Below are 21499 nucleotides of genomic sequence, written 5' to 3' on the forward strand. Positions count from 1 at the left end.
AATTTCATAACTTGTATTGATATTCTTGACATGCCTATATACGAAAATAAAGCAGATCATCGACCTCCTAATTGGAGCAAAGACAAAAAAAGCAAATGGATTGTAGAGGTAACGGAAGAGGAAGAAATTTTCTTTCATGGTTATGAGCAAAATTGGCTACATGAAGAATCAGAATCTATTTGGGCTATTAAAGTTGAAGATGAAAGCCCTTTAGTAATAGGTGAAGATCATAGACCAAAATATAGAGGAAAAAATACTCATATTAATCTGGTAGTTGCCAAATTTATTAAGCATAGAGAAGACCGATGGCATGGTTATCCAGTAAATACTGTCTCTGATTTTCCTCCAAGTGATATTTTAAAAATGTGGCAAAAATCTCCGGGTGTGAAGAAAAAAACAATTGTCAAATTAAATAAGGCGATAAAGTAATGTCTGAATTTAAAATTAATATTGAAGGAAATTTTTTAGATTCTTTTATTTATTCTGGAGTCTTATTTACTATTGATGTTGATGGAAAACTTTGCACTTATAGCTGGAATCATCTAATAAAAGAATACATGAGAAAAGATGTTCAGAAAAAGCGTTTTGAGAAAAAATTGATTGATACGCGTCAAGATAAAAATATTAAATTTGAAAAAGATTTAGTTATAGAATTAGATCAAAACTTTTTAGAAGAATATCAAAAAGGTATATGTTTAGACTTAGATGTTTGGTCAACAGATTTAGATATAAAAGATAATATTTTATATATTTCATCGGAAAGAGGTTTGGAAGCTTTACCATTTAGAGAAAGTTGGGATAATGGTAAAATCATGAGCTTTAATGATTTATATAAAGTTTGGGGAGAATCTAAAGTTTTTGGAGTGAGCACTGGCTCATGGGGAAGAACACTTCTAGCAGCTGGTTGTCATGGGGCATTAGAAGTTGTTAATGATGTTGAGCAAAATAATACTGTCGGTCTGAAACAACAAGAGGGAAAAATTTTAAATGAGGAAGTTTGTTTAGATTGCGAATGGGAACTTAACTCGACTATTGCTATCTTGGATCAGTTAGATACACAAGTTTTACTTGAGTATGAAGAGCTTATTAGTGATAGTAATTTTAAATTTCATGCTCGAGACACTGAAGAAGATAGATTAAAAAAGATTAGAGAGAGAGAACGTATACCGCAAGAAAATATATCGTATTTAAAAGAATATATTACATCGGGAATTCCAAATAATTTAGAAAATATAGCTGCGTATTCCTGGTTTGATGGAAAAAAACTTGTCGGGCTAGATAAAGAAAATCATTCCTTATTTTATGATTTTACTCAAAATGAGTGGATTGTTGATGATAGTAAAGTTCTAGAAGAAAACTCTTATAGAAAAATTCGTCAAACAAATGCAGGAATTATCATAGAAACTGAAGATGACAGTTTATATAGAAAGATGGGAAATAATAATAAATTGTTATCAAAAGACGTTTCTGCTTGGAGGGTTTTTCCTAGATCAAAAAACTATCAAGATAGAATACATATTATAAATGAGGACTATCTACAAATTAGTATTTTTGACTAATTAGTTATTTCTAAAATAATTTTAAACCAAGTGTTATAAGCCCAGACAGGGACTGTGCTTCTATTTTCTTATAAACAGAATTAATTTAAAAATTCTGTTTATAAGTGATTTTTATAAAGAGGATGGTTTTGAGTTTTTTTGATTTTATTTTTAAAAAAATTAATTGGGTAATTAATTGTAGTAACCAGATAATAAAATTCATTATTGGATTTGGTATTTGTTTAATCCTATTGTACTTTACATATATTGATTATTTTCCCACTGACTTATCATTGGGTGATGGTCTTTTATTCTTTTTAATAACTATAAAATTTCTATTGGTTTTTTTATTATTTTTGAGTTCACATTATGCACTTGGTAGAATAGTTATTTTTATTTTTAGTGGTATAATAAGGATATTTAAATTTTTATTTCAGATAAAATTATTTTTTAATAATATTGTGAATATAAGAAATATTACCTTGGTAAAGGTGAAAAAAGTAATAGATAAGATTTCTGTTAAGTTTATAAAATTTATTTTTTATATTTTTGGATTTGTATTGATTTTTCTTTTTTATAACGAAAAATCATTAAATTTAATATTAATGATTTTTTTAAGTATATTGCTTACATACTGTATTGATATCTTTATTAAAGAATTTCGAGATAATAATTATTTAAAGAGTGAGGAATCTACAGCTGAAAGTATAGAAAAGAAAAATTTAAAGCTATCTATTATGCTCATATATATATTGTTTTTTCCAAGCTCTATATATCTTTTTTATAGCGAAAAGCCGAATAACTTTCTTATAACTTCTACCTTAGCCTCAATACGAGAAGATGATAGAAAAAGTATTATTTTTATAAAATTTGGACTAAAAGACCTTTTCCCTGAATCAAAGATTGGTGAAAGAAAAGGGGAGTATGTCGAATTAAAAAATACTGAAATCTTACTTAGAGGCATAGGTAAAAATGCCTTAGTTCAATACCAGTCTAAAGCTAAGGATTACCGAGGTAATGATGTACAGATAAAAGTAAAAGTGGAAATCCCCAACGATTCTCTTTTAGTTGTTAGAAGATCATATAGTCGCAGATGATCGAGAATTCTCATTTTTGATGCGGATGACATCATCTTTTTTAAACAGCCTAATTTTTGAATCAGTTTTGCCAAGATAATAGGGACGAATTAAACCTTGTTTCTGTAGGTTCGTTATATGCGAATGCCTCATTCCTAGTAACTTACTAGCTTCAGTACCTGTCATATAGACTTCCTTTAATTTAAGTACTTTACTGAGTTCTTCTCGTGGAATGAGCTTCCAATAGACTAAATCTTCAATGCTTAAGAAGCCTGTATTGCACCAATACTTTTTTATCCAATTGGCAGGGCAGTTCAATTGCTTTGCAGCATCTAGGTAGGAAATAAATTCGTCGCTTAGTAGTTTGTTTTTAAGATTTAATAGGGAGCAAGCTTCAATCTGAACAGATAAAGGGTTGTTCTCATTTTTCCTAAGAATCCCTTTTTGAACAAGTACAGCAACTTTATTTGAGCTAATTGCTAATATGGATGCAGAATCATTTAAAGAGTAATAATCTGCATTTTGGGATACATCTTTTAAGGTATTTTTGTGCCTTCCAGCTCGAGTTGGATAGCCCTTAATAGTACTTAGGTCATTTGTCTTTATATCTTGAACATCAGACTTTAAAAAAATATTAATTGCAGTTGAATCTATATGTGGGCCATTAGTAGGAGTAATACCTAAAGCCCCTAATTTCTCCACTAGATTAGTTGGAGACACCTTAAGCTGTGTTGCTAAGGGGCTAACAAGAATGTATTTATTTTTGAATTCTGTTACTTTTTCTTTTGAATACTTTCTGAGAGTCTGCGGCTTTTCATATATATCCTCTAAGTTGAACCATCCAGATTTTGCTAGATTTCTAGCAATGTCATAATTGATTTCTAAAATCTTGGCAACATCTTTTAACTGAATTTTATCCTTATCTACGGGTTCTTCGATGTTGGTGACTACTACAGATTTAAGCTGAGGATATGCACCAATTAGAAAGCGCTCTACGTCTATGCTGGCAATATCTCCTTTATAAAGTTCTTTGTCACCAAGGTTTAAATAGTCACTATCTATCAATTTCTCAAGCTCAAAGCGAGAAACCTTTAAGATCAGTTTTATTTCATAATTTCTAAGTTCTCTAGAAATACTCTTTTGAGTAATTTTGTACTCTGATGAATTTTTTTCAGTGATCTCAATATGTTTTGTGAACAGTTGTTCATACTTTAGAAAAGGTAATAATTGAATCCTAGGGTGAGAATACTCACTTTTACTATTAATACTTTCACTTAATTTTGATGCTGAAATGTCAGGGTCAGAAAAATATTCATATACTTTAGAAAAAATATTTTCGTTTGTGTTAGATCTATCAGATTTTAGAAAATCATTAAAAGCTTTCCAGCAGGATGCGAACTTTCTAAACCGCTCCTTTGAACTATGATTAAGCATGTCAATAAACCAATAGACACTTTTCATTGACTCTGCTTTCCGTATCGGTGCTGTATCTAATTTAAAACCACAGCTTGAACAGTTTCGAACCCCTGATTTTGGAATAAGATAATGTTTACACTGAGGACAAGAGTAAATTAACAAACAAGAATGTATTGGACATGCGTGTATTGGTTTTAGGGTCCATAATTTTCTAAAATAAGCTTTTTCAGAAAGGCAGATAGGACAGTAACGTAAATATTCAAGTTCTATTAACTCATAAGGAACTTCGATTGCTCCAATAATTATTGGAGATCTATAGGTCGGCTGCGATCTTTCAAAGGCTAGAAATTTATAAGAACTATCAAGATTCAATGCTTTTAAGACTAAGATGAAGCGGGTCATATCAGTGATATGGTAATTTAAAGAATGACGTATGATAGATTTGTATTTTTCTTTTCCTATTAAATTGAAAATTGAACTATGTGCATTGAGTTCAGCCGTTCTTAACAAGAAGCTCATTGGTGATTCGTCTTCATAGGGCTTAGCTTGCATTAAAAGAGAATTTTGCATAATTCTGCCTATTTCATTAATGAAATGATTTGCGAATAGTTCATTTCGAATGGATTTTTATTTTGTTTACTGATGTATGACGTTATGCCTAACTTCCAGGCATAGCTGAAATCACTGGGATTAATGATTTGCCTGTTCTCATTTAAAGCATGCGCGATACTTTCCCTAATAAGGCTCATTACGTATGAGTGAAAACCTTTCGTAGCTAATTGAATTTGCATGCCAATAAGTTGACTATCTAGCGCAGGAAGGAAAGTAATATTTTGCTTATTGAGTATTCTTGCAACTTCAGCAAGAAACAAAAATATACTCCCGCTATTATTTAAAGAATCAACGGTTAATGGGTTTAGTTGATAGATAAATGGGAATCTGCGTGCAATTTGGCTATCAACTTGGAGTAGGGGTACAAACTCAGGTAAACCTACTAAACAAAAGCTAATACCGGTTCTGTTTACTAGGGTTTTAAGCCAATTTCCTGTAGTCCGATTCATTCTCGTAGACGTGGGTTTACGTTCAAATAGATGGTGGAATTCATCTAAAAATATAAGCTTGGTTTCGCATTGTGCGAGTAAATAAATAAGCCTGCTAGTTAAGTATTCAGTAGTACCATACCCATTTTCATAAGTAGGATCTCCAAGCTCTTTGAGCATCGTTATTGCTAATGATTTAACTGTGGCAGGCGATGGGACTTCCACATAACATACTGGGATGATGTTTTTTATATGATCCTGCTCAATTTTTTCTGTAGGAGGCATCAGACTCAAAATCGTTTTACAGAGGGTGGTTTTCCCGAGTCCTCCTTCAGAAAGAAGCATGCTTCCAACAGGCTCTCTAAATGAAATACTTCTTTTGACACAATCTTGTATGCCGGTGAATGCGGTCATAAATTCATTGGAAGTAATAACAATATTGTTAATAGATCGAATTTTTTCAAAATGATTCTCAAATTTTTCCATGTTTAACTACCTCCAATGAGCCAAATTGATTAATTGGTGTGGGTTCATTTATTGTGGAAACAGGCTGTTCAGCAATATCCTCTTCTTTTGAAAGTAGTTGTTCTTCGACCCTTTCTAGCTGTTTGGGAAGTTCGAGAGTAAGGGGTTTTAATCTTGGCTTTCTTCTCACAAGATTGCTTTGAATCTCATGCATAAGTTTATATAGATAGTACAAGTCGGACATTGCTCCGATCTTTTGCTTGTCTGATCGAGATTGTGCCTTTTTTATCTTTTGAACTTCTAAGTGAGTTACACGTGTCAATCCAAATGTATAGTCTTGATTAGTAGAGTCTGCTTGAATGATTATGTTTTTATTAGTGGGATCAATGATAAAAACTTCATTTAGATTTAAATCATCTATAAGCACAGTCACTTTTTTTATACCTTGTGCCTGTAGTGTTGTGAGTGCGTGTGAGAAATAGCTGATTCCATCTATACGGACTTGACCATGATTAATATTTCGTTCAATAGGTTTGCGGCATAAAATCTCTGCATCCGTTTCAGTAAGAAAACTAGGCTTAATATCTTCGATAGCATCTTGCCACATGACACATGGAGAGCGACCAGTAGAACTATGAATAGATCGGTGATAGACCTCATTAATCCATGTATTAATATATTTTTTGAGTTGTTCTATCGTGAGCTGAGCGAGTTTAGTTGAATTATAACTGCCTCTCTCTATTGAGTCTGAAAAGGTTGTCCCTGGCAGTTTCTGAAGAATTCCGTGGGTGAGGGTGTTAAAGAAACGTTCTATATGTGGCTTGTTATTTGGCGTACCTACCTGAGATGGTGTTAACGTGATTTTAAGCTGATCGCATACCCTCGCCAATGAATTGTTTTTAAACTCCACACCATTATCGGGAATAATGATACTTGGAATTCCTCCAGGTAAACCAAGAGTGGGCCGAGTTACCATCTCTTTAATAACAGCTAATGTCGTTGCTGCGCTTGGTGGATACATATTGATATATGTACCGACAATCGCTCTAGAGTAAACATCAATAGCACAAGCTAGAAATGGTCGTCCAAGAGCAACATTTGTCTTAGGATCAATCACAATAATATCTAGATAATGAGTGTCAATTTCGACCATATAAAGTGCAAATGGGCTGATAATATTTTGACCAGCTGCTTGAAATGCTTTTTTTGCAATTCGACTCCCTTGTTTTATTTTCAAAGTGAGATAGGGGTCTAGTTTTTTAATATGTTTTTGAATACTTCTAAGACTCGGCAAGTTGTCAAGAGATATCCCTTGCTCCATGAATCTTCCGAGCATATAAGCTTGGACATCTTTACTGGTTCTATATTCTGGTTTGAGGTAAACATCATTAATAGCTTGATTAAGAATTTGATATACCTCCGGAGGAAAGCGTAGAGAACAATTTCCTTTATATTCATTTTTTAAGCAGAGTTTATTTTGGGAATAACTTCTATATTTGAATATCCATCTAGCAACTGTTCGGGGTGAAGGGGGGGTACGATCTTTAATCTCAATTGCTATTTTTTGGATCAATAATGAGAGCTGTTTTATGCATGTAGGATGTTTAAGTTTTTGAAGAGCAGAGATGATATAGCGTTCTTTGCGGTGAATTTCAGTACTATATTTAGGGTTAAGGATAAGTTTTTCAGGTGCAAATACACATAAAATCTCACCAGCTTTGTACTGATTTTCAAAGTCATTCAATCCTATTGAAAAAGCCTTACCACCAGCGATAGCTGCATAACGTATAGTGGTGTGAGTAATAGACCCTATTTCGAATATGTAATTAGGATGCTCTTGAAAGTAAAAGCGATAACCGGGCTGAGGATTAAATAGAGCCTTTTTCATATTAAAAGACTCCTTTAGGATCATTAAGTTTTCCTTTGGAAATCTTAATTTTCTTGTGAAAGAATAGATAATCACCTAACTCTTGCTTCAAACCGATTGATTCGAGCTTTCTATAGACTTGTTTAGGATCATCGTATTGAGTTTCTTGCAAGTGATTTAAGGCGTAATCGATTTCTAAATGATTCCAGTTAAATCGATGTCCTCTTTGATACCAGTAAAGTAGCTGAGAAACCTCTGATTCACTTGGTAAATCTGTGTGCTCTATTAGCTTAAAAGTGATATTAATTGAGTGGAGTAAAACAGAAAGTATTGCAAAGCGGTTTAAATCTTCTGTTGATAATGAGGCTATGGATGGTTTGACTTCGTGAACTTCATAACTACCTTCTTTGGTTTGTATTAAAAAATCTGGGTAACAATACTGTTTATCGGTAATTAAAATTTTTAAAGCTTGTGAGCGATAATTTGTGATGTTGGGATCTTGTTCTAAACGTATCGCATGAGCTAGTTCAAGACGGCTTTCTAGTGGTATAGCACCACAACACTTTTGACTAGGAAATAGGGAAGTTCGACGGCCAAAAGAGCCTTGATAAATCTTACGTTGACCGTGGATAGTGGAAGCTATATTAGCCGTGGTTTCAAAAGCCTCTTTGATCTGTTGAAGAATATTCTGTTGGATTTCTCTTTTTGAACATAGAGTCTTATAAGACATATTTGTATCTCCCAGCATTCTCTCATTCTTAATAAAGAAATGAGAATAAGAGGATTCAACGCTATTCAAATTGAATAACGGCTACTTGACTGGTGACTTTATACGGAAGATACTATGATTTCTGACGTCTCTGTATCTTTATATAGAGTCATCAACGGATCCTTTAAGGGTCCGTTTTTATTTGAGTTATTACTTTGTCACATTTCTCCCATCTTTGATTTTTGAAATCAATTCATATTAGAGTCTTTGGTTCTTTTCTAAAGTTGAATTACGTTGATTGGCTAGCCATATTGCTACATCTTTGACTAGAGCATATTTACCACGACGATTTTCAACAGAAAAGACTGGTATAGGAACAGTCTTTCGAGTTAAAGCTTGTCTAAATGCTTCAGTTGATTTGTAGCCTAAAGCTATTCTTAAAGCATCATCCATGATAAGTGGACCATAACGATCAAAAAGGTCTCGCTCAATCATTTCTGCATCGACAAGAATATTATTTTGCATTTTGGTTTGTCCTAACCTGTCACAACAAAATCATATACCGTATTAAATAAGTAGTGTAGAAAGTAAAAATGGCTTCAAAGATTACTCTAATATGATTTTGTAATTATTTGATTATTAACAATAATCCATAATTTTTTATGGTTGCGTCAAGGTCCACGCAACATGCAAAAAGCTAAAATAAAACGAAGAGATCATATCGATGCTGTACGAGTAGCACTGTGGTATTCGTACATCAGAGAAAATTTGTCAAAAAATTCGGATTACCAGATAGAAAGGATTATTGAACCAGAAGCCTTTGGTAAAAATGAGTATGGTGATGCCTATCATAATAATAAATGGAGAGGCTACCGAGTTGGTAAACATACTCCAAATCAAAAGCTTATTGATGCTGCTGAAAGACATGTATTCGGAAGTTGTAAAGTTATTAATAATATTCTTTGGCAAGCTATTCGTGGAAACAAAGAGATAGATTGGCTTATTAAACATGGAATTAGCCAACTTCCATGGGATGTTCAGAAAGTTCTTTATAAACCAAATAAATATGATACCAGTCTTGAATTAGTACCAGATTTATCAAGAAGAGAACTAATAAGGTTAGAAAGGTTAGCAGGACTTGATGCTTTGGCTGCGCAGGTAATTTTTTTAAAATTGGCTGCTAATAGAGACGGGAATACTTTTGCAATAAGCCAGTCTATTTATAGAACGTTACTTATCATTTGTACTGAAATTCCATTCTTTTATTATCGTGAACATCTTATCTCATTGGTTAATTTCTACGTTTTTTCTTCAGTTAGCTCTACAAAGGAAATATTTGGTGAAAATTTTGAGGATAGTTTCTCGAATAATGTCAAAATTTTGCTAGATCTATTGTTAGCAATGGAAGATAAGATAATAGTGGGTATTACAAGGAAGGAAAGAGTAAGAGCATTATCAGATTTATTGCATAAAACACGAGTTTTAAGTCTCTTGGACGGAGGGTATTTTCTGACATTAGATGCCCTATGGGATGCTTCGAATGCAAATTATCATTGAAATTTACATTCGAGATTTTTGATAAGGATAATGGGGGAGAAGATGTGAGAAGAATTATATAGTAGTGATTAGTTAAACCTTCTACATTTCTAGACGCTTAGATAATTTTTCTTCAGCATACATCTGTTTGAGAGCTAAATTTTCCTGTTCTAACTTATTGAGTCGAGTAAAAATCTGTTCATCGATATCTAAATAACTAGCTTTCCAACGGTAGAAAGTAGCAACACTTATTTTATACTCTTGGCAAAGTTGTTCGACAGTTGCACCTGCTAAATTCTTTTTAACAATACTGTTGATTTGAGCTACTGAAAATTTTTGCTTCACATCGAATTCCTAAACTACCATTTAAAAAAATTTCCATTTCTAAACGAAAAATTTCTGTAAACAGATAGGGTTAAGTTTAAATATCCTATTTTGGGATATTTTTAATTGTAACTGATATTGAGCCATGCGCTCAATACACGATCCTAGGTATCAAGACCTAATTAAGAAACTTATAGAACTGCGTGAGTCTAAAAATGTGACTCAGGTGGAGCTTGCCCAATGTTTGGGGAAGCCTCAGTCTTATGTATCTAAAGTTGAAATTCTAGAAAGGCGGTTAGATGTGATTGAGTTAATGGATTGGTTAAAAGCTATAGATAAAGATTTAATAAAATTTCTAAATGAGATTAAAGATAAAAATTAACTTAAAATTTTTATTTCTTTCATGGAAAATAGTTTTTTTAAATTAATAAGTTAATTTTTGATTAGTATATAATTAATACAATTTTTATTATATCTAATAAAGTATGAATTTTGATCAAGAATTATTTTGTTTACCCCATGGTGAACCACCTTTACCTCCAATTGATACCTTAGAACAAACATTGCCATTTGATAAATTAGAATGGGAAAATTTTGAAAAATTAATTGCTAGGATAGTAAGTCAAGAGTTTACTATTACAGATACTTATCTTTATGGAGTAAGGGGCCAAGACCAAAGTGGCTTAGATATTTTAGCAAGTATAAAGACAACAGAAAAAAAAGCATGTTTCCAATGTAAAAGAGTAAAAACTTTTAATGCTTTAGATATCAAAACTGCTGTAAATAAATTTTTAATAGGTAAATGGGCTCCACAAACACAAATATTTGTTTTATGTATAACGATCCCAATGAACCACACCCAACAAGTTGATGAAATTGAAAATCAAAAAAAAATTCTAAGACAGAAAGGCATAGATTTCATAGTATGGGATGCTACTGAAACAGGTCAATTATCACTAAAATTAAAAAACTTACCAGAGATAGTTGATGATTTTTTTGGTAGAGAATGGGTTAAACGATTTAATGGATTAGAAAAAGCTGAATTACTCGGAGATAGGGCGAATGGGTATGAGATAAATAATTTACGCAACCGTTTGTTTAAGTTTTACTCAACTTTATTTGCTAGACATGATCCTGGATTAAATAGTACACATACAAATCGATTTATCGACTTAAGAGAAAGATATATTCCTTCTGATATTAGTGAGTATATTCAAGGAAGCTATATAAATCTCCCTAAAGAAACTGATTCTCCTATAGAGGATGACTATATTTACTCAAATGAGGAAAATGAATATAAAAATAGTAATATTGGTTATGAAAATATATCACCTATATTAGAGTGGATTCTAGGTCATGAAAATGGCATTATTATTGGTGAACCTGGTTTAGGTAAAAGTGCTTTTTTAAGATATTTAACTTTAACAATTTTAGAACCTATTACTGATAATCAAAAACTCAATAACAATTTTTTTAACACTTGTGTTCCAATATGGATCTCGTTTTCTGGATTTACATCTGCAATAGAAAAAAAAGAGATTCTTAATATAGATGATTATTTAAAAGATTGGTTACATCAGTTTGGTTACAATGATATTTATCCATTATTTAAAAAAGCTATAAACACTGGTAATTTACTAATACTTTTAGATGGTCTTGATGAGTCTGGAAATGAATATTTAGGGCAGCAAGCAATAGACCGTGTTATAACTTTTTTAGAATCTCATGATGCTAGAATTATTTGTACAAGCAGACCACAAGGATATAAACAATATTCATTACCTGCTAATTGGAAAGTAGGTACTCTTCAATATTTAGATGAAAATAAAATTTCAAAGTTGGCGAGCACTTGGTTTCGTCATATTGAATTTTATCAATATGGGGAGGGTGAAGAGTTTGAATTGCAGCTCAATGCTAGATCGAGTCTTTTTTTAAATGTAGTTAAATCTAATCAAAAAACATTTGAATTGGCTAAAACTCCACTAATTTGTCAAGCTTTGATAGAGTTGTTTCATCATAGGCATGCACTTCCTGAAGTAAGGGTAAAAGTATATCAACAAATTATTGAATTACTTCTAACTAAGCATCCTAAGGCTAGAGCTCATGCTGGTGGATTGTTGAATAAAGATGTTATGCATATTAGGCATGATGACATCCAAAATTTATTGATAAAGCTTGCATGGAAATTACAAACGGCTGATTTACATGCTTCTACATTATCCAGAAATGAATGCAAAAAAATTATAGAAGACTATTTAATTGATGATGAAGAAGGGTTGGGCGAAGACCTAAATACTGCAAAAATTCATGCTAATACAATATTAGATCTCTTAGTCGATCAGTATGCAATATTAGTAGAAAGAAGTCCGAAACAATATAATTTTGTACATTTGAGCATTCAAGAATATTTAGCAGCTGAGCACGTTATAAGACTTAGTGAAGCTGATCAATTAAATTGGTTTAAGGAGCATTGGATATTAAAAAACTGGCATGAAAGTATTTTAAGTTGGTTTGGCCTACTAGATTCTCAAGGAAAAAAAGATCTAGTTTCTACCACTCTCGATATTTTAGACGAACATGGTCAAGAGGGAGAGTGGCAACGTTTAAAATCAACAATGCTACAGACTGAATTGATCACTTCAGATCTGGGAGTAACAATTCGAAGATCTCGTGATATTTTGAAAATGGCTATTAATGAAATTGAAACTAGCCCCTTGTCAGAATATCGAGTTAATTTAGCTGAAAGTATAGTAAAGGGTTCTTTATATTCAAAAATATCGCAAGAATGTCGCGATATAATAATCAAATGGAATAATATTTATTCACCATATACTAGAAGAATAGTTCTGAAAGGATTAAAACATTGGAATCCAGATGAGCAATTATTTAATACGCTATATAAGGCAATATTTGATGAAGATTGGTATTGTTCATATGAAGCAGCTCTGAGCTTTGCTACAGTATTCAAAAATGATGAACGATGTATAGAAATTTTAAGTAATTTGGCAAAAAAATACCCTAATCCAGAAGTAAGAGCTGTTGCTATATTAGCATTAGCTACCCAGAATATAGGTAGAGAAGTAGTTTTAGAAGTAATAGAAATTAATTCTAGCTCATGCAATTTACAAGTAATTAAGGCTGTTATTATAGCGAAGATAAAAAACAGTATTCAAAGTAGTAAAGATTTATCAATTTTATTAAATATGCTTCAAGATCAAAATTTATTTAGAGAAGAGCGTTCTATAATAAATATCATCAAAGAGGGATGGCCTAATAATATTGATTTAAAAACAAAGTTTATAAATTTTTGTAAAAAAACAGAATTTAATAAACATCAATATCATTTAGAATATTTAGTTAGTCAGTTCCCTAATGATGATATTGTTGCTGAAATAGTTTGTTCAGATTTAGAAAATAATAAACTATTTTCTTTTACAATGTTTGATTCGATATTGGATGAACTATTAGTCATAAATTTTAAAGACAATGTTTTAATTAAGAAAGCATTATTAAGATCAGTATGTGAGGAATTGAAAGAATATAGGGTTTGTTATCAAGCTTATTCTAATAGGAATTTTTTAAAGTTAATTGATGATGTGGATTTTAAAAAAAAATTAATTTCAAGCTACGAAAATGAAGGGGAATTGCATGATAAATACTGGGTAGTTACTGCTTTATTAGGAAGTTGGAAGAATGATGAAGAAGTTAAAAATAAAATAAATGAATGGGTATATAGTGATAATAAAGATTTAGCAGCTCCTCTTTCTGAATATATCTCAGATTATATTGAGGATAAGGATGAAAGAAAAAGATGGTTGATTAATATTTCAAATGAAATGATTGAAAATGATTATTTACGTCCTGTATTTAGTTTAATCGATAATTTTAAAGATGAAGAAACAAAAGATATAATTATTGATTTTTTACAAAATGTAAAAATTAGGCCTGATTCAAGATCCAATTTAATAGGTTATTTAATAATTAATTTCCATGAATATCAGGAGGTATTAAATTTTTTACCAGAAATTTTTGAGAGCGCTCATTCTAATTTTGAAATAATTACTAAATGTTTAGAAGCTAATGAAATAGTTTCCAGTCAATTGTTGAAATTAGTTAATTCTTCTTATTCAGATGTTAGAGCAATTATAAACTCTATAATTTACGAGAGAGTAAATGATTTTGATTTTATTAAGGAAATTATTCCTAATCCTCTATTAGAGTATGATGGGACAATACGTACAAGAAAAATAATGGCTTATTCAAAAAGCGCAAAATTTTCTTCAATAAATAGCCAGTATTGGAAGTCTATTTGCTTAAAAGAATTAGTTTCTACAGGGCTTAATTATGAGCAAAAAGTAAGGTCGGGGATAATAGGTCTAATTGAATTGGAAGAGTTTAATGAGATAGAAAATTATTTTAAGAGTGATAAAGCAAAAGGGATGTATGCTGATAATTTCTTCATGATTGATTATTTACAAAGAGATAAGTTAGCTTCATCTATTTTTTTCAAAAATTTTGATAATTTTGATCTCCTTTTTCGAAAGGAAAAGATCAATATTAGTGAATTTATTAATCAGGGATACGAAAGTTATTTGGAAAGAACAAAAAATGGAAAGGAAATTTTGGAAGATTTTTATTTAAACTCGAATGATTTAAATCCATTAGTTAAAATACGAAAAGCAATAAAAATATATGGATTTAATAATTCTGTATTAGAATTAATTATTCAGAGTTTAACATTATCACCAGTCCATAATTTATTATCTCTCAATGAGCAAAATGAATTAGCTAAGTTATTAATTTTAAATTATAGGTGGGATGAGGTTTCTGAAATTTTCGTTAAATATTTAGGAGAACCAAATGAAATAATGTTTTCTTTCGAATCTGGTGTATTAGGCTGGTTCGCGTATGGTTGGAATGACTCACCATTTGCAAATTGGGTAAGAGCTCAATCTATAGAAAACTTAAATAAACACTCACTCACAAATAGAGCTTTTTTTGCTGACGTTCTAAATGAACCAAAATATCTCGAGGAAGTCATTTTGTATTTTGTGGATTTTACCTTTGAAGACTATAAATATTATGATTTTTTAAGAGAAATTTTTATAGAGTTAGCCAAAGGGGATCTGATGAAATCTGTTCTTAAAAAATGGATGATTTCTAAAAATTATCATTTAATTTCTTTAGCTATTGAATTATTAAAAGAAAAAGATAGATTGGATGTGGACTTAATTTATATGTTTAATGAATTCTATTCTAAACATAACTTAGAAAATTTGGATGGTATTAATTTTATGCAACCAAAACATAAGAATATGATTATGCAAATTTTTTCAAAAATTATTCCTTTTTAGAGTTTAAAAAAACCGCCAGATTTGGCGGTTTTTTTATGACAAACTATGAGTCGTCTAATGACAAACTATGAGTCGTAAATGACAAACAATGAGTCGCTTGACGTAAACCTTACCAGCTTAATGCACCGCCAGTTTGGTAATCTGTTACGCGCGTCTCGAAGAAATTCTTCTCTTTACGCAAGTCCATCATTTCTGACATCCACTGGAACGGGTTATTTACGCCAGCAAACTGTTCAGGCAGACCTAACTGCGCCAGACGACGGTTCGCAATGAACTTTAGGTATTCTTCCATCATGCCAGCATTCATACCTAATACACCGCGTGGCATCGTGTCACGTGCGTATTCGATTTCCAGCATGGTACCTTCAAGAATCATCTGGATGATTTCTTCCTGGAACTCAGTGGTCCATAAACCCGGGTTTTCGATCTTGATCTGGTTGATCATATCGATACCGAAGTTCAGGTGCATTGATTCATCACGCAGGATGTACTGGAATTGCTCGGCAACACCATTCATCTTGTTACGACGACCCATCGAAAGAATCTGGCTGAAACCGCAGTAGAAGAAGATCCCTTCAAGTACACAGTAGAACGCGATTAGGTTGCGAAGTAAAATCTGGTCGTTTTCAGGTGTGCCAGTTTTAAATGTTGGATCGCTTAACTGTTGCGTATATTTCAGGCCCCACGCCGCTTTACGTGCAACTGACGGTACTTCGCGGTACATGTTGAAGACTTCGCCTTCATCCATACCTAAAGATTCGATACAGTATTGGTACGCATGCGTGTGAATCGCTTCTTCAAATGCCTGACGCAGGATATATTGACGGCATTCAGGGTTGGTAATGTGACGGTAAATCGCCAGTACCAGGTTGTTTGCAACCAGTGAATCCGCAGTCGAGAAGAAACCAAGTGAACGCATCACGATGGTACGTTCATCTTCAGTCAAGCCATTTTCAGACTTCCATAGCGCGATGTCGTGGTTCATATTCACTTCTTGCGGCATCCAGTGGTTTGCACAACCGTCCAGATACTTCTGCCAAGCCCATTCGTATTTGAATGGAACAAGCTGGTTCAAGTCCGCACGACAGTTAATCATTGCCTTGTCGTCAACCTGTACACGTTGCGCACCCATTTCAAGCTCTTCCAAGCCTGGAGCAACATCAAGCTGATCTAGGGAAGCAGATGCTCTTGCCAACGAATCGGTTGGATTTGATCCTCGGTTTTGAGTGGCTCTAAGGGGTTGTGCAGCTGCCACATCCGACGATGTGTTGCTTGCATCAGGTACCACCTGTGAATTAGACGCTTTTTGCGGCTCGACGGGCGCAGGCTGCTGTGTTTGTGCAGCTGGTTTTTGCGAATCATCTTCGAAATCGTCCCAACTTAAGATAGACATATCAGTTCTCTCTTCGATGCTTATATCTTTTATTAGACATTCAGCCTCGCTGAAATGTCCTACTATACGCTCAATTTATGTAAGCAAAATTAAGTTTTGTCGATGACTGCTCTGCTTTTGTACGGAAGAGCAAAAATCCCCACTACTTATTTTGCTTGCGCGATTTATGAGCCTTTAACCAGAAATAGGCAATCGGTGCATAAAAAGTCAGAGCAAAGGAAACCACCAGTGCAGCAAGTCCTAACATATAGTTATGGGTCATATGAGGCATTGAGGTTTCCTTGTGTTTCTATTTATCTTTTTGATCAGTAGTGTAATAGTGATTGTGGTGAATGTTATAGGTAACATTTTGAACAGAGGAGTGGTTCAAGTTACTTGAACCTTCTCCTGTACTCTGTGCAAGTGTATTACTTTGAACATTACTGGTTTGGGAGTTATATAAATAAGCTCCCGTACTACCACATACTATTGTTAACACACTGAAAATAAATGCGTTAATTTTATTCATATGCTTTCTCTAAAGAAAGCATGCTGAAAATCAGAAGATCTAAACTGATACAACTATTCAGATATCTGATCTACAACATGCTGACATGTTAGCAATCATCATTATCTCAATGTAGCTGTATAAGCCTAAATTACTGACAAGCCTCACAATCAGGATTGTCAATTGAACATGCCATTGGCACTGGTGCTGCATTTGCAAAACCTTCTTCCTCTGCAGGAACTTCAGGTTTCGCTTCAACTGCTGGAGCGACTGCCGCAACAGGGGCTGCAGTTGCAGTCGCTTTAACAGCATTTAGTGCGCCAGTGTTAATCGTCGATTTCTCAGCAGACGTTGCACCCAATGCACGTAGGTAATAAGTGGTTTTAAGACCACGTAACCAAGCCATCTTGTAAGTGATGTCCAGTTTCTTACCGTTTGCACCAGCGATGTAAAGGTTAAGAGACTGCGCTTGGTCGATCCATTTTTGACGACGTGATGCAGCATCTACGATCCAGCGAGTTTCAACTTCAAACGCAGTCGCGAAGATGGCTTTTAGCTCTTCAGGAATACGAGAAATCTTCTGCACAGAACCTTCGAAATGTTTCAGGTCGTTGACCATGACTGCATCCCAAAGACCACGTTCTTTTAACGCACGTACCAAGTACGGGTTAATCACGGTGAATTCGCCAGACAAGTTCGACTTCACATACAAGTTCTGGAATGTAGGCTCAATGGATTGAGACACACCACAGATGTTTGAAATCGTTGCAGTTGGCGCAATTGCCATCACATTCGAGTTACGCATACCGTCTTTTTGAACTTTGGCACGTAAAGTATCCCAGTCCAGACGTTGAGTGCGGTCAACTTCGAACATACGTTCTGGACGAGTTTTCGCAACCAAATCAAGCGAGTCGATTGGTAAAATACCTTGATCCCACAATGAACCCTTGAATGTTTCATATGTACCACGTTCAACAGCAAGGTCACTTGAAGTTGAAATCGCGTAGTAAGAAATCACTTCCATCGATTCATCAGCAAATTCAACCGCCGCTTCAGAACCATAAGCCAGGTTCATTTCGTATAGCGCATCCTGGAAGCCCATGATACCCATACCGACTGGACGGTGTTTCAGGTTTGAATTACGTGCTTGAGGAACAGCGTAGTAGTTGATGTCAATCACGTTATCAAGCATACGAACTGCAGTTTTAACTGTACGTGCCAGTTTTTCGCGGTCTAGTACACCACCTTGAACGTGTTGAACCAGGTTGATTGAACCCAGGTTACATACTGCGATTTCTTCTTTGCTGGTGTTCAAAGTAATTTCTGTACACAAGTTGGAAGAATGGACTACACCCACGTGTTGCTGTGGTGAACGCAGGTTACATACGTCTTTGAATGTGATCCACGGGTGACCAGTTTCAAACAGCATCGACAGCATTTTGCGCCACAAATCTTTTGCACGGATTTTCTTGTGCAACATGTTTGTTTCTTTGGCAATGCTTTCGTAGTAAGCATAACGCTCAGCGAATTCTGCACCTGTTAAGTCATGTAGATCAGGCGTTTCAGAAGGTGTGAACAGTGTCCATTCTGCATCTTCGAATACACGTTGCATGAACAGGTCAGGAACCCAGTTCGCAGTGTTCATATCGTGGGTACGACGACGGTCATCACCAGTGTTCTTACGCAGTTCCAGAAATTCTTCGATGTCCAGGTGCCAGGTTTCAAGATATGCACATACTGCACCTTTACGCTTACCACCTTGGTTTACTGCAACAGCTGTATCGTTCGCTACTTTCAGGAACGGAACCACACCTTGTGATTTACCATTTGTACCTTTGATGTATGAGTTCAGGGCACGAACTGGTGTCCAGTCATTACCTAAACCGCCTGCCCATTTAGACAGCATTGCGTTATCACGCATCGCGCCATAGATATCAAACAGGTCATCATCAATCGTGGTCAAGTAGCAGCTAGACAACTGTGGACGAAGCGTGCCTGAGTTAAACAGGGTCGGCGTAGATGCCATGTAGTCGAAGCTAGATAACAAGTTATAGAACTCGATCGCACGCTCTTCACGGTTTTCTTCGTTCAGGGCCAGACCCATTGAAACACGCATAAAGAATAATTGCGGCAATTCGAAACGTACGCCATCCGAGTGGATGAAATAACGGTCAAATAATGTTTGCAGACCTAGATAAGTAAACTGGTTAGAGCGTTCAGGTTGAATCGCTGCAGCTAATTTAGTCAGATCAAAGTTTAATAATTCAGGTGAAAGAAGTTCTAGGTCAATCCCTTTTTTGAGGTAAGTTTCTAGCGCATCACCTTCAACGGTATCTGCAGGTAGACCCAAGAACTCTAAACCAGTTGCCACCAAGTCATTACGTAATAGACGCGCAGTTACATAAGTATAGTGAGGTTCTTGCTCAATACGAGTACGAGTCGCCATCATCATGGTTGTAGAGATGTCAGACTCTTTTACGCCGTTATACAGGTTTTTTACGGTCTCATCGACAATCGCCTGTACGTCGATTCCTTCAAGGCCTTCAGCAGCTTTAGCAACAGTTTCAGTTAGTTGGCTCAGGTCAAGCGGTTTGAGCTTGCCCGCTGCATCAGTAATTTGCAGGGTAGGGTGATGGTTGGCACCCAGCTGCTTACGAGCGTCAGAACGTTGTTCGCGATAGATGACATAGGCACGCGCAACTTTCTGTTCGCCGGTACGCATAAGCGCAAGTTCAACCTGATCCTGGATTTCTTCAATGTGAATCGTCCCACCAGAAGGCAAGCGACGTTTGAAAGTGTTCATGACCATTTCCGTCAGCTGCTCAATACGATCGTGGATACGGCTTGAGTCAGCACTTTGTTGGCCTTCAACAGCCAAAAAAGCCTTACCAATTGCGACAGAAATTTTTTCTGCATCAAAAGTGGCAACATCACCGGTGCGTTTAATCACCTGAAGTTGACCAGGAGTTGAAGTAATTACGCTCATTTTAGCATAGCTCCATTGTCATCTATTTTTATGTTTATGGACCGTTTGAACTGGGCAATTTTTATGCCACAGTGTTTGAGGAATAAACACAATACCTAGTGGTTTAAAAATTAATTGAACACAAGATACGGGAAAATTTAGGGTAGATCAATATTGACATTTTAATAAATATTTTAGTGAAACAACCTGAGAAACTTTATTAAAAAAATCCTTTTTTTTATCATCTTGGTGCAAGCCTTATTCGGCAAGGCATAGCATAACAAAGCTGGCAAGAAGTACTTATAGATAACATTGTGGATAACTCTTTTTGAGCAAATTGAGGGCATTTTTTATTCAGATAGACGGTTGCCTAGCGTGGATTTGTTCGATGTTTTGTATAAAAAATGTCGCTAACAGAAATATCTGCAAAAAAATATTACAAAATGCTACTTTGATGTATCAGTTTGGTGAATGCTATCTTGTTTACAATGTAAACGTGTGTATATTGCTTGCTATATCCACCGTATCTATCAGATTTCAAAAGGATACGTCCATCGAATAAAGGTGCACAATATATGAGCCAAGAAGAAAAGTTACCCAAAATTCTAATCGTTGAAGATGATGAGCGTCTTGCTCGTTTAACTCAAGAATATCTTATTCGTAACGGACTTGAGGTAGGGGTAGAGCCCGACGGTAATCGTGCGATTCGCCGCATTATCGCCGAGCAGCCAGACATGGTAGTTTTAGATGTTATGTTGCCAGGTGCGGATGGTTTGACCATTTGTCGTGAAGTTCGTCCACATTATCATCAACCGATTTTGATGCTGACTGCACGTACTGAAGATATGGATCAGGTATTGGGTTTGGAAATGGGTGCGGACGACTATGTCGCTAAACCGGTTCAGCCGCGTGTGCTACTGGCGCGTATTCGTGCCTTGTTGCGTCGTACTGATAAAGTGCCTGAAGATGAAGTGGCTCAACGTATTGAATTTGACGATCTTGTGATCGACAATGGTGGCCGTTCTGTGACCTTGAATGGTGAATTGGTAGACTTTACCAGTGCAGAATATGATCTGTTGTGGTTGCTTGCATCAAATGCAGGCCGTATTCTTTCGCGTGAAGATATTTTCGAGCGTCTTCGTGGCATTGAATATGATGGCCAGGACCGTTCAATTGATGTTCGTATTTCGCGCATCCGTCCGAAAATTGGGGACGATCCAGAAAACCCTAAACGTATTAAAACAGTTCGTAGTAAAGGTTATCTGTTCGTTAAGGAAACCAATGGCATGTAATTACATGTCATTCCTAAGCTGAATAAGCGGGAAAGCT

General features: G+C 34.8%; 16 protein-coding genes. 7 read left to right on the top strand and 9 right to left on the bottom strand.

Annotated elements, in window-relative coordinates:
- The first annotated feature begins 30 nt into the window (after positions 1–30).
- From ACS72_RS12870 to ACS72_RS12880, 3 genes are all read left to right on the top strand, one after another.
- Entirely contained in the window at positions 31–429 is a 399-nt protein-coding gene (locus tag ACS72_RS12870) for a hypothetical protein (RefSeq protein WP_048882344.1), read from the top strand.
- Complete coding sequence (locus ACS72_RS12875; RefSeq protein ID WP_048882345.1) at positions 429–1559, top strand: hypothetical protein; 1131 nt, start codon at positions 429–431, stop codon at positions 1557–1559. Before ACS72_RS12870 ends, ACS72_RS12875 begins: the two co-directional genes overlap by 1 nt.
- Positions 1560–1687: 128 nt before the next feature.
- Positions 1688–2635 carry a hypothetical protein gene (locus tag ACS72_RS12880; RefSeq protein WP_034592785.1) on the top strand — a complete coding sequence of 316 codons (948 nt, stop codon included), beginning with the start codon at positions 1688–1690 and terminating at the stop codon, positions 2633–2635.
- On the opposite strand, the gene ACS72_RS12885 is transcribed toward ACS72_RS12880, so the two are convergent.
- The 5 genes from ACS72_RS12885 to ACS72_RS12905 form a co-directional block, all read right to left on the bottom strand.
- On the bottom strand, positions 2618–4600 hold the full coding sequence (locus tag ACS72_RS12885; protein ID WP_048882346.1) for a TniQ family protein: 1983 nt from the start codon (positions 4598–4600) through the stop codon (positions 2618–2620). The genes ACS72_RS12880 and ACS72_RS12885 overlap by 18 nt on opposite strands.
- Positions 4601–4608: 8 nt before the next feature.
- Positions 4609–5556: a TniB family NTP-binding protein gene (locus ACS72_RS12890; RefSeq protein WP_008305969.1), complete on the bottom strand. Its 948-nt coding sequence runs from the start codon at positions 5554–5556 to the stop codon at positions 4609–4611.
- Entirely contained in the window at positions 5543–7423 is a 1881-nt protein-coding gene (locus ACS72_RS12895; protein WP_034592732.1) for a Mu transposase C-terminal domain-containing protein, read from the bottom strand. Before ACS72_RS12895 ends, ACS72_RS12890 begins: the two co-directional genes overlap by 14 nt.
- Position 7424: 1 nt before the next feature.
- Positions 7425–8132 (bottom strand): hypothetical protein, encoded by a 708-nt coding sequence (locus ACS72_RS12900; RefSeq protein ID WP_008305965.1) that lies wholly within the window; start codon positions 8130–8132, stop codon positions 7425–7427.
- A 237-nt stretch (positions 8133–8369) separates the two neighbouring features.
- A complete protein-coding gene (locus ACS72_RS12905) occupies positions 8370–8636 on the bottom strand; it encodes a hypothetical protein (protein ID WP_008305963.1) in 267 nt (88 codons plus the stop codon).
- 162 nt (positions 8637–8798) lie between these two features.
- On the opposite strand from ACS72_RS12905, the gene ACS72_RS12910 reads away from it, so the two are divergent.
- Positions 8799–9668 (top strand): hypothetical protein, encoded by an 870-nt coding sequence (locus ACS72_RS12910; protein ID WP_008305961.1) that lies wholly within the window; start codon positions 8799–8801, stop codon positions 9666–9668.
- 81 nt (positions 9669–9749) lie between these two features.
- Here the strand turns inward: ACS72_RS12910 and ACS72_RS12915 are convergent, their stop codons facing one another.
- The gene (locus ACS72_RS12915; RefSeq protein WP_008305959.1) at positions 9750–9992 is read right to left on the bottom strand and encodes a transposase; all 243 of its coding nucleotides are present in this window, start codon (positions 9990–9992) and stop codon (positions 9750–9752) included.
- A gap of 124 nt (positions 9993–10116) precedes the next feature.
- Between ACS72_RS12915 and ACS72_RS12920 the strand changes: the two genes are divergently transcribed.
- Together ACS72_RS12920 and ACS72_RS12925 are read left to right on the top strand one after the other, a co-directional pair.
- Positions 10117–10353, top strand: coding sequence for a helix-turn-helix transcriptional regulator (locus ACS72_RS12920; protein ID WP_008305957.1), 237 nt, complete (start codon positions 10117–10119; stop codon positions 10351–10353).
- Positions 10354–10456: 103 nt separating this feature from the next.
- Positions 10457–15325: a hypothetical protein gene (locus tag ACS72_RS12925; RefSeq protein WP_048882347.1), complete on the top strand. Its 4869-nt coding sequence runs from the start codon at positions 10457–10459 to the stop codon at positions 15323–15325.
- A gap of 109 nt (positions 15326–15434) precedes the next feature.
- Here ACS72_RS12925 and ACS72_RS12930 read toward each other — a convergent pair whose 3' ends face one another.
- The 3 genes from ACS72_RS12930 to ACS72_RS12935 all read right to left on the bottom strand — a co-directional run bounded on the left by ACS72_RS12930 (position 15435) and on the right by ACS72_RS12935 (position 20191).
- Positions 15435–16718: a ribonucleotide-diphosphate reductase subunit beta gene (locus tag ACS72_RS12930; RefSeq protein WP_008307445.1), complete on the bottom strand. Its 1284-nt coding sequence runs from the start codon at positions 16716–16718 to the stop codon at positions 15435–15437.
- Between the two features lie 142 nt (positions 16719–16860).
- Positions 16861–16989: a hypothetical protein gene (locus tag ACS72_RS18905; RefSeq protein WP_278364076.1), complete on the bottom strand. Its 129-nt coding sequence runs from the start codon at positions 16987–16989 to the stop codon at positions 16861–16863.
- 367 nt (positions 16990–17356) lie between these two features.
- Complete coding sequence (locus tag ACS72_RS12935; protein ID WP_048882348.1) at positions 17357–20191, bottom strand: ribonucleoside-diphosphate reductase subunit alpha; 2835 nt, start codon at positions 20189–20191, stop codon at positions 17357–17359.
- 554 nt (positions 20192–20745) lie between these two features.
- Between ACS72_RS12935 and bfmR the strand changes: the two genes are divergently transcribed.
- Complete coding sequence (gene bfmR, locus ACS72_RS12940) at positions 20746–21462, top strand: response regulator transcription factor BfmR (RefSeq protein WP_004891693.1); 717 nt, start codon at positions 20746–20748, stop codon at positions 21460–21462.
- Positions 21463–21499: the final 37 nt, after the last annotated feature.

It is taken from the genome of Acinetobacter sp. VT 511 (assembly GCF_001077515.1).
Lineage (GTDB): Bacteria > Pseudomonadota > Gammaproteobacteria > Pseudomonadales > Moraxellaceae > Acinetobacter > Acinetobacter schindleri.

What these genes read in the sequence shown, in the direction of transcription:
- ACS72_RS12870 (WP_048882344.1), top strand. Translation starts at nt 31, where the DNA reads ATGCCTATATACGAAAATAAAGCAGATCATCGACCTCCTAATTGGAGC.
- ACS72_RS12875 (WP_048882345.1), top strand. Translation starts at nt 429, where the DNA reads ATGTCTGAATTTAAAATTAATATTGAAGGAAATTTTTTAGATTCTTTT.
- ACS72_RS12885 (WP_048882346.1), bottom strand. Translation starts at nt 4,600, where the DNA reads ATGCAAAATTCTCTTTTAATGCAAGCTAAGCCCTATGAAGACGAATCA.
- ACS72_RS12890 (WP_008305969.1), bottom strand. Translation starts at nt 5,556, where the DNA reads ATGGAAAAATTTGAGAATCATTTTGAAAAAATTCGATCTATTAACAAT.
- ACS72_RS12895 (WP_034592732.1), bottom strand. Translation starts at nt 7,423, where the DNA reads ATGAAAAAGGCTCTATTTAATCCTCAGCCCGGTTATCGCTTTTACTTT.
- ACS72_RS12900 (WP_008305965.1), bottom strand. Translation starts at nt 8,132, where the DNA reads ATGTCTTATAAGACTCTATGTTCAAAAAGAGAAATCCAACAGAATATT.
- ACS72_RS12905 (WP_008305963.1), bottom strand. Translation starts at nt 8,636, where the DNA reads ATGCAAAATAATATTCTTGTCGATGCAGAAATGATTGAGCGAGACCTT.
- ACS72_RS12910 (WP_008305961.1), top strand. Translation starts at nt 8,799, where the DNA reads ATGCAAAAAGCTAAAATAAAACGAAGAGATCATATCGATGCTGTACGA.
- ACS72_RS12920 (WP_008305957.1), top strand. Translation starts at nt 10,117, where the DNA reads ATGCGCTCAATACACGATCCTAGGTATCAAGACCTAATTAAGAAACTT.
- ACS72_RS12925 (WP_048882347.1), top strand. Translation starts at nt 10,457, where the DNA reads ATGAATTTTGATCAAGAATTATTTTGTTTACCCCATGGTGAACCACCT.
- ACS72_RS12930 (WP_008307445.1), bottom strand. Translation starts at nt 16,718, where the DNA reads ATGTCTATCTTAAGTTGGGACGATTTCGAAGATGATTCGCAAAAACCA.
- ACS72_RS18905 (WP_278364076.1), bottom strand. Translation starts at nt 16,989, where the DNA reads ATGCCTCATATGACCCATAACTATATGTTAGGACTTGCTGCACTGGTG.
- ACS72_RS12935 (WP_048882348.1), bottom strand. Translation starts at nt 20,191, where the DNA reads ATGAGCGTAATTACTTCAACTCCTGGTCAACTTCAGGTGATTAAACGC.
- bfmR (WP_004891693.1), top strand. Translation starts at nt 20,746, where the DNA reads ATGAGCCAAGAAGAAAAGTTACCCAAAATTCTAATCGTTGAAGATGAT.